Here is a 13,072-nt window from a genome sequence, read left to right on the forward strand (position 1 = left end):
TTAACCTACTAATAATATTTTCGGGTAGGGGGAGAAAAAATGTGGGAAACTAAATTTGCTAAAGAAGGTTTAACTTTTGATGATGTGCTTTTAATTCCGGCACAATCTGACATTTTGCCAAAGGATGTTAATATTAAGGTTTCACTAACAGATTCACTTACTTTAAATATACCGATTCTTAGTGCAGGTATGGACACTGTAACAGAAGCAGAAATGGCTATTGCAATTGCAAGGCAAGGCGGGCTGGGCATTATTCATAAAAATATGAGCATTGAACAGCAGGCTGAACAAGTTGATAAGGTAAAAAGATCTGAAAGTGGAGTTATTACAGATCCATTTTTTCTTACCCCAGAAAACCAGGTATTTGCTGCAGAGCATTTAATGGGCAAATACCGTATTTCCGGTGTTCCAATAGTTAACAATGAGCAGGAACAAAAGTTAATTGGCATTATTACAAATCGTGACCTGAGATTTATTCAAGATTTCTCTATTCCGATTTCAGATGTTATGACAAAAGAGCACTTAATCACGGCACCTGTTGGAACCACTTTAAAAGAAGCAGAAAAAATACTTCAAAAATATAAAATTGAAAAGCTGCCTCTAGTAGATGAGAACAATGTGCTAAAGGGCTTGATTACGATTAAGGATATAGAAAAAGTCATCGAGTTTCCAAATGCGGCAAAAGACAGCCAAGGCAGATTATTAGTAGGCGCAGGTGTTGGTGTCACAAAAGATACATTAAAGCGCGTAGAAATGCTTGTGAAAGCCAATGTAGATGCTATTGTCATTGATACAGCCCACGGCCACTCACAAGGAGTTTTAAACACAATAAAAGAAATCCGCACACATTACCCTGATTTAAACATTATCGCTGGAAATGTCGCAACGGCTGAGGCTACAAAGGCATTAATAGAGGCGGGTGCTGATGTAGTAAAAGTGGGAATTGGACCTGGTTCAATTTGTACTACCCGAGTGGTAGCTGGTGTAGGAGTACCTCAAATAACGGCTGTTTATGATTGCGCGACAGAGGCAAGGAAGCATGGGAAGGCAATCATTGCAGATGGAGGAATTAAGTATTCCGGCGATATCGTGAAGGCACTGGCTGCCGGAGGCCATGCAGTTATGCTCGGAGGCCTTTTAGCTGGTACAGCGGAAAGCCCTGGTGAAACGGAAATATTCCAGGGCAGACAATTTAAGGTTTACCGTGGAATGGGTTCAGTTACCTCCATGGAACATGGTTCAAAAGACCGTTATTTCCAAGAGGACGCTAAGAAATTTGTACCTGAAGGCATAGAAGGAAGAGTACCATACAAAGGAACACTTAGTGATGTATTATATCAGCTGATAGGCGGCATTCGTTCTGGAATGGGCTATTGCGGTTCACCAAATTTAGAATCATTACGAGAATCAGCACAATTTATTCGCATGACGGGAGCAGGACTTCGAGAAAGCCACCCGCATGATATTCAAATTACGAAAGAAGCACCAAACTATTCACTTTCTTGATAGCCTTGTAAAATGTCAGCTCATTTCTCCTTTTAACTAAACTGACAAACGGGAAATAACTGCTTTCGTAAAGTCGAAAAACGAGCAGTTTTCACCGCTAGAATTTTAACAGGCTTATAAAAAAACAGGAAATCAATGTAAATCTATACTGGATTTAACTGAATGGCAGGAACATTGTCTTATGTCGAGATGTTCCTGTCATTTTTTTGTCATCTTTCAGAAACATTCTCCGTCTACTATTCAATTAGTAACTATGATAAAATAACGAAAGTGCATACATAAAGTGATGGAGGGTTTACATTGAAAAAGAAGTGGTTTAAAAGGTACAGTGCTGGGATTTTGGCATTTTTGTTACTGATTGGACTCTTTCAAATGCCTGAGAAATCTCATGCAAGTGAAGATCCGTTGAATGTTTACGCCAAAGCAGCCATTTTAGTCGACGCAAAAACAGGACAAATCCTATATGGAAAAAACATAGATACACCTTTAGGAATTGCATCCATGACAAAAATGATGACGGAATATTTGCTCTTGGAAGCCATTCATAAGGGAAAAGTAAGCTGGGATCAAAAATACTCTGTTGATGACTATGTTTATAAGGTATCCCAGGATAAAAGTCTTTCAAACGTACCGCTAAGAAGAGACGGCCAATATACGATTCGCCAGTTGTATCAGGCAGTTGCTATTTACTCAGCAGATGCTGCGAATATAGCCATTGCTGAAACACTTGCAGGATCTGAAACCAATTTTATTAAAATGATGAATGATAAAGCAAAAGAATTAGGGTTAACTGATTATAAGTTTGTTAATTCGACAGGATTGAATAACAGCGACTTAAAAGGTATGTATCCTAAGATAGGAGGACCTAACGACGAAAACCAGATGTCTGCAAGGTCTGTAGCTAAATTAGCGTACCGCCTGCTTAAGGACTATCCTGAAATTTTACAAACGGCAAGCATACCAAAGCTTAACTTCCAATCAGATCCTAACAAGACTGTAACGATGGAGAACTGGAACTGGATGCTACCATCTTTAATATTCGGAAAACAGGGTGTAGATGGATTAAAAACGGGAACAACTGATTATGCTGGGTATTGCTTTACAGGAACGGCTCAGAGAAACGGTATGCGTGTTATAACGGTTGTGATGCATGCTACAGATGCTAGTGGACAGGGCGGTTATAAAGCGCGTTTTAGTGAAACAAGCAAGCTGATGGATTATGCTTTTAATAATTTCTCAGAAAAGCAGTTATATCCTGCAAATTATACAGTTAAAAATCATTCTTCGTTGCCAGTTGTAAATGGTAAGGACAAGCAAGTATCTATTAACACCAATGCTCCCTTGACGGTTGCTGTGAAAAATGGTGAAGACAATCTATATAAACCAGTATTTCAATTCGATAATTCAAAGCTGGACAAGTCAGGAAGACTATCTGCACCTGTGAAAAAAGGTGAAGTTGTCGGAAGTCTTATTGCAAATTATACCGGCGGCCAGAATTATGGGTACTTATATGGAACCAACAATGCCAAAGCAGATATTGTTACGTCCAAGAGCGTGGATAAGGCAAACTGGTTTGTGTTATCTATGAGAGGCGTTGGAGGCTTTTTCTCCAATCTATTTCACGGCGCTGCAAAAACCGTAAAAGGCTGGTTCTAAAGACTTATACTAAATAATACCAACATAAAAAAGGATACCTGACTTGACAAGGTATCCTTTTTCATGTTTATTAAAAAGAAGAAAGTTATAAACCCTAACAATTCAAAAAAAAAATCTACCAAAGGGGAATGCACAATGAGACAAGGAACAGATCGAGTTAAACGCGGCATGGCAGAAATGCAAAAAGGCGGCGTTATTATGGACGTAATAAATGCTGAACAAGCTAAAATTGCTGAAGAGGCTGGCGCAGTTGCTGTAATGGCTCTTGAAAGGGTACCATCTGATATCCGTAAAGCTGGCGGGGTTGCCCGTATGGCGGATCCGAGAATTGTCGAAGAAGTACTAAATGCTGTAAGTATCCCTGTTATGGCTAAAGCTCGTATTGGCCATATTGTTGAAGCACGTGTTCTTGAAGCGATGGGTGTTGACTATATCGATGAAAGTGAAGTTTTGACTCCAGCAGATGATGAATTTCATTTAAATAAAAAGGATTACACTGTTCCTTTTGTATGCGGCTGCCGTGATCTTGGAGAAGCTGCACGCCGTATTGGTGAGGGTGCTTCCATGCTTCGTACAAAGGGAGAGCCTGGGACAGGAAACATTGTAGAGGCTGTTCGCCATATGCGCAAAGTAAATGCACAGGTTCGTAAGGTCGTAGCAATGAATGAAGATGAATTAATGACAGAAGCTAAGCTTTTAGGCGCACCATACGAAATTTTACTTGAAATTAAAAGACTCGGCCGTTTGCCGGTAGTAAACTTTGCTGCAGGCGGAGTAGCTACTCCTGCAGATGCAGCTCTTATGATGGCACTAGGTGCTGACGGTGTGTTTGTTGGTTCTGGTATCTTTAAATCAGGCAGCCCTGAAAAGTATGCTAAGGCCATCGTAGAAGCAACAACTCATTACCAGGATTATGAATTGATTGCTCACCTTTCAAAGGATTTAGGCACAGCAATGGCTGGTATTGAAATGTCTACATTAACTCCGGAACAATTCATGCAAAACCGTTCAAGATAAGGTGGAACTATTATGTTGAAATTAGGTGTTTTAGGCTTGCAGGGCGCTGTGAGAGAGCATGTGAAGGCAATTGAACAGTGCGGAGCTCAAGCTATTGTTATTAAGAAAAAAGAAGAATTGGAGAACGTTGACGGTTTAATTCTTCCTGGCGGTGAAAGTACGACTATGCGCCGTTTAATTGACCGTTATGATCTGATGGACGAGCTAAAAAGCTTCGCTAAGTCTGGGAAACCAATGTTTGGTACCTGTGCAGGCCTTATTTTATTAGCTAAAAAGTTAGAGGGATATGACCAGCCTCACCTAGGAGTAATGGATGTTACAGTACAAAGGAACTCTTTTGGAAGACAGCGTGAGAGTTTTGAAGCTGAGCTTTCGATTGCAGAAGTGGGTGAAGAATTCCCGGCAGTCTTCATAAGGGCACCGCATATTGTGTCTGCCGGTGAAAATGTTGAAATTTTAGCTAAGCATGATGGCAGGATTGTGGCTGCACGGGAAGGTCAGTTTCTGGGATGTTCATTCCATCCTGAATTAACGGAAGACAACAGAATGACGGAATACTTTTTAAAAATGGTTCAAGAGACCAAAGAAAAGGTATTGAATAAATAGTTGCTTTCAGGTAAATTATATAGTAAATTATGAGTTAAAATCTGTTAAATCAATGAGAGGAAGCAGTAACAAGTATTTCCTTCTATAGAGAGTCGATGGCTGGTGGAAATCGATGAAGAGATCTTGTGAATCCATCCTTGAGTGAGGTACTGAAAGCATTAGTAGGTATCTTCGGTTAAAAACCGTTATCTAATTAAGAGGAAGGTTTATTAAAGCCTTCAATCTGGGTGGCAACGCGGGTAACTCTCGTCCCTGTTTTAGGGACGGGAGTTTTTTATTTTCCTATCGGTTACCATCACACGAAAAGTATTAATATGTGTAAATCTAAAGGAGGAGCAAAACAATGCTGGATATTAAATTTTTAAGAGCAAACTTTGAAGAAGTGAAGCAAAAGCTGCAAAATAGAGGAGAGGATCTTGCTGACTTTGAAAAGTTTGAAGAGCTTGATTCAAGAAGACGTGAATTAATTGTGGAAACAGAGCAGTTGAAAAGCAAGCGCAATGAAGTGTCTCAACAAATTGCTCAAATGAAGAGGGAAAAACAAAATGCAGATCACTTAATTACTGAAATGCGCGAAGTTGGAGACAAAGTTAAGCAGCTGGATGATGAGCTGCGCGAAGTAGAAGGAGCATTGGAGCATTTACTCCTTTCCATTCCAAATATTCCTCATGAGAGTGTTCCTGTAGGTACTAGTGAGGACGATAATAAAGAAATCCGCAAGTGGGGAGATGTTCGTGAATTTGAATTTGAACCAAAACCACATTGGGATATTGCAACGAATCTTGAAATTTTAGACTTTGAGAGAGCCGCAAAGGTTACTGGCAGCCGTTTTGTATTTTATAAAGGACTGGGTGCCCGTCTTGAGAGAGCATTGATAAACTTTATGCTTGATCTGCATGTAGAGGATCATGGGTACAAGGAAATTCTTCCTCCCTATATGGTAAATAGAACAAGCATGACCGGGACAGGGCAGCTGCCAAAGTTTGAAGAAGATGCTTTTTTAATCGAAAGTGAAGATTATTTCCTTATTCCTACAGCGGAAGTGCCTGTTACGAACTATCACCGCGATGAAATTTTAAACGGGGATAAGCTGCCAATCAGCTATGCAGCCTATAGTGCGTGCTTCCGTTCCGAGGCAGGATCTGCCGGGCGTGATACAAGAGGCTTAATCCGCCAGCACCAATTTAATAAAGTAGAGTTAGTTAAGTTTGTAAAGCCGGAGGATTCTTATGGTGAACTTGAAAAGCTCACTGGGCATGCAGAAAAGGTGCTGCAGCTTTTAGAGCTTCCTTATCGGGTGCTAAGCATGTGTACTGCCGATCTTGGCTTTACTGCTGCAAAGAAGTACGATATTGAGGTTTGGATTCCAAGCTACAACAGCTATCGTGAAATCTCTTCTTGCAGTAACTTTGAAGCCTTTCAAGCTCGCAGGGCCAATATACGTTTCCGCCGTGAACCAAATGCTAAACCAGAACATGTTCATACTTTAAATGGTTCAGGCCTTGCCATTGGAAGAACGGTCGCAGCCATCCTGGAAAACTACCAGCAGGAAGATGGAAGTGTCATTATTCCAAAGGCACTCCGTCCTTATATGAGAAATAAGGAAGTTATTAAACCAGAATAGTTTTTGGGATAAAGGGCTTCCTTCCAGATTTGTCTGGAGGGAAGCTTTGATTTTTCAAAGAGTAAAAAGGTTATTTAATCACATGGCGGCTATCAGAACATAGATTTGATTTAAATAGTCATTACAAACGCCTTTCAATTCAGCTAAAAAACGAGCAGTTTTTAACGAAGAAATTTAACAGAGTTTTTAAATGAATTTTTTTCATTTAATGCGTTGACTCATTGAAATATATGTGATATATTTATATTCGTCGATACGGAGGAATACCCAAGTCCGGCTGAAGGGATCGGTCTTGAAAACCGACAGGCGGGTTACACCGCGCGGGGGTTCGAATCCCTCTTCCTCCGCCATTGAATTATATTAACGCGCATAGTTTGGAGATTTTAAAATTCGTTGCTACTTGTGACGAATTTTTGTGCTATAATGACTATAAGAGTGCATACTGTTTAACCGCTGGCTTTAAAGCCGGCGGTTTTTTTATGTGAAAAACGTAGCCTTTAACAAAGCTATAGGAAAAGTGAAAAATTTTTATTGCAAGAATGCTGAGAGAAATAAAAAAACCGGCCATACAGCCGGGAGACTTACCCTTTTAATAATTGTGTTTGTTTAATAAAGAAACCAATTTTTTCAACGATAGGATCAATGGATGCCTGATCACTTACTAGGTCGTATTCATTTATATTCAACCTGAGTACTGGGCATGCATTGAAAGAATTAATCCAATCCTCGTAACGCTTGTGCATCTCAATCCAGTATTCAACTGGAGTACTTTGTTCCATGGGTCTTCCCCTTCTTTGAATTCTTTCGATAACTTCATCGATTGAACCTTCCAAGTAGATTAACAGGTTGGGATGAGGGAAGTAAGGTGTCATCACCATGGCATCAAACAGATTTTTGTATGTTTCGTAATCAACCTTTGACATGGTTCCTTTTTCAAAATGCATTCTGGCAAAAATGCCGGTATCTTCATAAATGGAACGATCCTGGATAAAACCGCCGCCATACTCAAAGATTCTTTTCTGTTCTTTGAAACGTTCAGCTAGAAAATAAATCTGCAAATGAAAGCTCCAACGATTGAAATCCTGGTAGAATTTATCTAGATAAGGATTGCTGTCGACTTTTTCAAAAGATGTTCTGAATCCTAAAGCCTCTGCCAGTGTTTTGGTCATCGTGGATTTTCCAACACCTACTGTTCCCGCAATGGTGATGACAGCGTTGTTTGGAATATTATATTTTTTGCGAAGTTCCATGATACTGTACTCCTTCTGTTATGGTTGAAGACAAAGCTTCTAATATAAATTCAAGATCAGCTTTATTTTTTACAAAATCTAGTTGGTCTCCGTTAAAACGCAAGACGGGCACATGGGGGTGAGTGTCTTCAAAGCTGGTCATAAATTCCTCGTAATCCTTGGAAAGCCTTCCGAGATAGTCCTCGCTAATATTTCGTTCAATGTCTCTTCCTCGCATTTCAATTCTTTTCATTACAGTCTCGAGACTAGCTGATAGATAAATGACAATGTTAGGGTGAGGGACATCAGAGGTGAGGATATTATAAATTTTTAAATATTTCTGATATTCTTTTTCTTGCAGCGTTCGTTTGGCAAAAATAAGATTTTTAAAGATATGATAATCGGCCACAACGGGTTTGGTCTTTTGAAGATAATGTTTCTCTATGTCTTCAAGCTGTTTATATCGATTGCAGAGAAAAAACATCTCTGTTTGAAAGCTCCACTCATCTATATTCTCGTAGAATTTCCCTAGAAAAGGGTTTTCGTCAACGATTTCCTTTAATAAATGATAATGAAAGTGATTAGCGATGGCTTTTGCAAGAGAGGTTTTTCCAATACCTATCGGACCTTCAACCGTAATAAACGGTAAAATCTCCATGAATTGTCCTCCTAAGGTTGTGCTTCTTAAAACTGTATAAAAACATGACAATTGATATTTTAGCATACATAGCGGGATGAGGAATAGACAATAAATACTTGGTATGATTTAGAAGCGTCCAAAGGAAGCAAAAAAAAGATACCCTGGATTGGGTATCTGCAAGCGCAAGGTTATTTTTTTATAACATGGAAGTTTTCAGTGATTAAAAGCCAATTTTGTGGGAAGGAGAGTCCCAGCTTCCAGTAGCTCATTCCTTTAAGTTTTAATTTTTTTAACAATTCAAATTTCGCTTGGATAGATCTCGCATCCTCAAACCAAACTTTGTGTTTTTTGTTATCTTTGTCTACATAATCAATATAAGGGGCTTCGGATTTATCATCATACTTAATAGGAACATTGTACTGTTCAGCAAGCTGGATGGCCGCTTGAGGGCTGATTGCCTTCGCAGTATCCTTTCCAGGGGTAAACGGAAGAGTCCAGTCATAACCGTATAAATTTTGCCCCATTAATATTTTATTAGAAGGGATAACTGAAACGGCAAAATCTAAAACATCCTTAACCGGGCCGATTGGAGAGACTGCCATTGGCGGCCCTCCACTGTACCCCCACTCGTAAGTCATAATCACCACAAAATCCACAATTTCTCCGTGTGCTTTATAGTCGTGTGCTTCGTACCACTTTCCTTTTTGGTTTGCACTGGTTTTTGGGGCGAGTGCTGTAGATAAAAACCAGCCTTCTTGTTTAAATCTTTCTCTGGCTTTTCTCAAAAAAGCATTATATGCTTCACGATCCTGCGGGCGCAGGTATTCAAAGTCAAAATGAATATCTCTAAAACCATATTGTTTTGCCGTATTTACAATATTATTTAAAAATCTCGACTGAACAGCGGAATCTGTCAGGAGTATTTTCCCCAGCTCATCGCTAAACTTGCTTTCTTCCTGATTGTTAATGACCATGACTAAAATATTTTGATTTGCACTTGCAATTTCTCTTAAGTTGCCAAGAGGCGGAGGCTTCAAAGTACCATCTCTTCTTACATTAAAAGCAAATGGGGAAAGGTATGTGAGATATGGAGCAGCCTTCCTTGCACTGTCTTCTATTGCTTGGGTTACCATAGCACCAAATGATTCTGCATAAGCATTAAACTCAGCATCTGTTTTTTTCTGCTCGGGTATATATAAACGCATTCCTATAAAAAGAGGCTGATTAGCGGTAATGTGATTTATATGGGCAAGCTCTACAATGGAAATGGAAAATTCATGTGCGATAGCCCACAAACTATCCCCTTTTTTTACTGTATAAAAACTTCCTAGGATAGGAACCACCAATGTTTGACCAGGCACTAAATGGTCTGGGTTTGGTACATCATTTGCCTTTATTATTTCACTGGCAGAAATCCTATACTCCTGAGCAATACTTTGTATGGTTTGGCCTGCTTCAACAACATGTATTTGCAATCTCATTCCCTCCCCAAGAGGCACTTTTAAAATCTATTTTATGAGTACATGTCAAAAGAAATGTTATATTTTTCCCTGTATCCTATGGAGAGAAAAAGTCAGGGGATTTTTTAGGTGTATTCATGTAAATGTTTAAAAGGCTGCAATATGATATGATTGGAGGAATGATCGAAAAGTATAAGTAAAAACGCATAAACGAAGGTAAAGGGGCAATAAATGTGAGCTTTTCTGATGAACATTTTATGAGAGAGGCAATGAAAGAAGCAGAGAAGGCTAAAGCTAAGAATGAGGTTCCAATCGGAGCAATTGTGGTATTGAAGGATGAAATTGTAGGTAGAGGGCATAATCTTCGGGAGACCACTCAAAATGCTGTTACCCATGCAGAAATGATTGCTATTCAAGAAGCATGTCAGCGTGTCGGATCGTGGCGCCTGGAAGAAGCTGTTCTTTATGTTACATTAGAGCCTTGCCCTATGTGCAGCGGTGCAATTATTTTATCGCGAATAAACAAAGTGGTGTACGGGGCTGTGGATCCGAAAGCAGGTTGTGCGGGCACCCTAATGAATTTGCTGCAGGATAGCCGATTTAACCATCAATGTGAATTAGTAAGCGGAGTCTTGGAGCGAGAATGCAGTTATATGCTCAGTGCCTTTTTCAAGGAAATAAGAGTGAGAAAAAAACAAGAAAGAAAAGCTGTTTTAGATAAGAATATATGAGTCTTTAGACATGTAAGATTCTAACAGTTGCATTTTTATTGATAGGCTAGTATACTAAGTATTGCGTTGGTTATAACGCATTAATAAATGGTATCAACTTTGCCGCGCTAGGTGGGGAGGTAGCGGTGCCCTGTACTCGCAACCCGCTCTAGCGAGACTGAATTCCTTCTTGAGGCTAGTCTCCTGTAGGGCCTGCCTTAAGTAAGTGGTGTTGACGCTTGGGTCCTGCGCAATGGAAATCCATGAACCATGTCAGGTCCGGAAGGAAGCAGCATTAAGTGGACGCTTCCATGTGCCGCAGGGCAGCCTGAGCCGAGCTAACTGCTTAAGTAACGCTTATGGGAACTAGTCGAGGGAAGGTGCGCGGCAGTTTATATTGCATATTAAAAACTCATCCATCAGGATGAGTTTTTTTATTGCTTAGGAAATTATAAATTGCTAAACCTGTGGATATTTTTCTTGTCCAGCTCCAGCGCCTATCGGCTACCGGATTTCTCCGTCTTCTCCCTGTGGAAGTTAACATCCGCTCGTGAATTGCCTTGCTGTGTTTCCATTATCTCAGTCGAAGACTCCGGAATCCGTACGCCGATGAGCAAGGCGCTTACACTTTTCTTGTTTAGATTTTCTACTTGGCTGTTTACATTAAAAAATTAGGCAGACAGTTAAAAAGTAACTTTGTTTCCAACATACCTGTTTCTAGATGTAAAATTATAAGCAAATACGGTATAATATAAAAATAAGGATTTTGTTTAAGGACTCTGTTGTTTTGTAGCTTATTCGTGTGTAACACCAGATTCACACGCCTTCAGCTTAGCTGAACATGAGCTGAAAAACTAGCAGTTATCAACATAGAAGCTTAACAGAAGTAAAATAAAAGAAAAGCGTTTTATTAGAGAGGAAGAAGGAGAGGGGCAATGAGTTATCAAGCATTATATCGCGTATGGCGACCACAGGCCTTCGAGGATGTTGTCGGACAAGAACACGTAACAAGAACACTGCAGCATGCCCTCTTACAACAAAAAATCTCTCATGCCTATCTGTTTTCCGGCCCCAGAGGAACGGGGAAAACGAGTGCGGCAAAAATACTGGCAAAAACGGTAAACTGTGAAAATTCTCCGGTTTCGGAGCCTTGCAATGAATGTGCTTCCTGCAGGGGAATAACAGACGGAACGATACCCGACGTAATTGAAATTGACGCAGCATCCAATAATGGTGTGGAAGAGATAAGAGACATCCGGGACAAAGTGAAATTTGCTCCGAGTATCGTGCCCTACAAGGTTTATATTATCGATGAGGTCCACATGCTCTCCATCGGAGCTTTTAATGCGTTGTTAAAAACATTAGAGGAACCGCCAAAACATGTTATTTTCATACTCGCAACAACTGAGCCCCATAAAATACCGCTGACGATTATATCCCGCTGCCAGCGCTTTGATTTCAAAAGAATAACCGCTAATGATATTGTGAAACGCATGGGCTATATTGCCAGCCAATCAGGGATCGACTTTGATGAAAAAGCACTGTCTGTTATCGCGAGAGCGGCAGAAGGCGGAATGAGGGATGCACTTAGTCTGCTGGATCAAGCAGTATCCTTTAGCGATGAGAAGGTAACAGTAGAAGATGCACTGGCTGTAACTGGCTCTATATCCCAATCTTACTTAAACCAGTTGGCAGAAGCCATTTATCAAAGGGATATATCAAACGCGCTTCAAACACTTGAAAAGCTTATTCAGCAAGGAAAAGATCCTTCGCGTTTTATTGAAGACTTTATTTTGTATTTTCGTGATATGCTCTTATATAAAACAGCTCCTGGGCTTGAAGAGGCTATAGAACGAGTAATGCTGGATGAAGAATTCCGTCAGTTGTCTGAAGTTATTTCACCGGAGCAAATATATGAGTTCATTGATATACTAAATAAAACTCAGCAAGAGATGAAGTTATCGAATCTTGCCCGTATTTATTTAGAGGTTGCTTTAATCAAGCTGTGTGAGGTAAAGGCAGTCCAGCAAGCAGGCGGTGAGGATATCAAGCAGTTAATGAGAGAGCTTGAAATGCTTAAACAGGAATTAAATATCCTTAAAGCAAATGGTATCCCTCAATTGCAGGAAGAAAAAAGTGCATCGCCGAAAAAGACAGCCCGGATCTCTAACAAAGGCTACAAAGCGCAAACTGGCAAAATTCAAGAGATACTGAAAGATGCAACAAAGCAAGATTTAAATCTCATCAAAAGCCGTTGGGGAGATATGCTGGAAACGCTAAACAGCAGACAAATGCGCTCGCAGGCAGCCCTCTTAAATGAAGCTGAACCTGTAGCGGCCTCTTCGACTTCTTTTGTTTTAAAATTCAAGTATGAGATTCATTGTAAAATGGCAATGGAAAATGCTAAATTTTTAGAAGCGGTATCGATTATTTTAAGCGAAATAACCGGTATTCGTTACCATTTGGTTGGTGTGCCTGAAGACCAGTGGAACATTATACGCGAAGATTTTATTCAAAATCAAAAGGGTGAAGGTTCTTCGGAAGATACAACCGAAGAAGATCCCCTTATCCTTGAAGCTAAAAAACTGGTAGGCGCAGAGTTAATTGAGATTGAAGATAATTAA

At 40.0% G+C, this 13,072-nt stretch carries 10 protein-coding genes, 1 tRNA gene, 1 other RNA gene and 1 other annotated feature; of the genes, 9 read left to right on the top strand and 3 right to left on the bottom strand.

All coding sequences use genetic code 11. The features are described 5' to 3' along the window. Positions 1 to 39: 39 nt before the first annotated feature. The 6 genes from guaB (at position 40) to A5N88_RS15835 (ending at position 6,759) form a co-directional block, all read left to right on the top strand. Complete coding sequence (gene guaB / locus A5N88_RS15810) at positions 40 to 1,506, top strand: IMP dehydrogenase (protein WP_066267768.1); 1,467 nt, start codon at positions 40 to 42, stop codon at positions 1,504 to 1,506. A 372-nt stretch (positions 1,507 to 1,878) separates the two neighbouring features. Then, positions 1,879 to 3,162, top strand: a complete 1,284-nt coding sequence (locus A5N88_RS15815; RefSeq protein WP_083953320.1) for a serine hydrolase — start codon at positions 1,879 to 1,881, stop codon at positions 3,160 to 3,162. Between the two features lie 135 nt (positions 3,163 to 3,297). After that, entirely contained in the window at positions 3,298 to 4,179 is an 882-nt protein-coding gene (gene pdxS, locus A5N88_RS15820; RefSeq protein WP_066267771.1) for a pyridoxal 5'-phosphate synthase lyase subunit PdxS, read from the top strand. 12 nt (positions 4,180 to 4,191) lie between these two features. After that, positions 4,192 to 4,785: a pyridoxal 5'-phosphate synthase glutaminase subunit PdxT gene (gene pdxT / locus A5N88_RS15825; protein ID WP_066267773.1), complete on the top strand. Its 594-nt coding sequence runs from the start codon at positions 4,192 to 4,194 to the stop codon at positions 4,783 to 4,785. A gap of 43 nt (positions 4,786 to 4,828) precedes the next feature. Beyond that, positions 4,829 to 5,042 (top strand) — a binding site (T-box leader). Positions 5,043 to 5,128: 86 nt separating this feature from the next. Next, positions 5,129 to 6,409 carry a serine--tRNA ligase gene (serS, locus tag A5N88_RS15830; RefSeq protein ID WP_066267774.1) on the top strand — a complete coding sequence of 427 codons (1,281 nt, stop codon included), beginning with the start codon at positions 5,129 to 5,131 and terminating at the stop codon, positions 6,407 to 6,409. Positions 6,410 to 6,666: 257 nt separating this feature from the next. Then, positions 6,667 to 6,759: transfer RNA gene (locus tag A5N88_RS15835), tRNA-Ser, on the top strand. Between the two features lie 231 nt (positions 6,760 to 6,990). Here A5N88_RS15835 and A5N88_RS15840 read toward each other — a convergent pair. The 3 genes from A5N88_RS15840 to A5N88_RS15850 all read right to left on the bottom strand — a co-directional run bounded on the left by A5N88_RS15840 (position 6,991) and on the right by A5N88_RS15850 (position 9,753). Further along, the gene (locus A5N88_RS15840; RefSeq protein ID WP_066267776.1) at positions 6,991 to 7,659 is read right to left on the bottom strand and encodes a deoxynucleoside kinase; all 669 of its coding nucleotides are present in this window, start codon (positions 7,657 to 7,659) and stop codon (positions 6,991 to 6,993) included. Next, a complete protein-coding gene (locus A5N88_RS15845; protein WP_066267778.1) occupies positions 7,637 to 8,296 on the bottom strand; it encodes a deoxynucleoside kinase in 660 nt (219 codons plus the stop codon). The genes A5N88_RS15840 and A5N88_RS15845 overlap by 23 nt, the downstream gene beginning before the upstream one ends. A 170-nt stretch (positions 8,297 to 8,466) precedes the next feature. Next, a complete protein-coding gene (locus A5N88_RS15850) occupies positions 8,467 to 9,753 on the bottom strand; it encodes a glycosyl hydrolase family 18 protein (protein ID WP_066267780.1) in 1,287 nt (428 codons plus the stop codon). Between the two features lie 218 nt (positions 9,754 to 9,971). Between A5N88_RS15850 and tadA the strand changes: the two genes are divergently transcribed. The 3 genes from tadA to dnaX all read left to right on the top strand — a co-directional run bounded on the left by tadA (position 9,972) and on the right by dnaX (position 13,072). Further along, positions 9,972 to 10,469: a tRNA adenosine(34) deaminase TadA gene (gene tadA, locus A5N88_RS15855; RefSeq protein WP_157090697.1), complete on the top strand. Its 498-nt coding sequence runs from the start codon at positions 9,972 to 9,974 to the stop codon at positions 10,467 to 10,469. Between the two features lie 102 nt (positions 10,470 to 10,571). Beyond that, positions 10,572 to 10,836: signal recognition particle sRNA large type (gene ffs / locus A5N88_RS15860), an RNA gene on the top strand. A 547-nt stretch (positions 10,837 to 11,383) separates the two neighbouring features. Beyond that, positions 11,384 to 13,072 carry a DNA polymerase III subunit gamma/tau gene (gene dnaX, locus A5N88_RS15865; RefSeq protein WP_066267784.1) on the top strand — a complete coding sequence of 563 codons (1,689 nt, stop codon included), beginning with the start codon at positions 11,384 to 11,386 and terminating at the stop codon, positions 13,070 to 13,072.

Source organism: Heyndrickxia acidicola (genome assembly GCF_001636425.1).
GTDB classification, from domain to species: Bacteria; Bacillota; Bacilli; order Bacillales; family Bacillaceae_C; genus Bacillus_AE; species Bacillus_AE acidicola.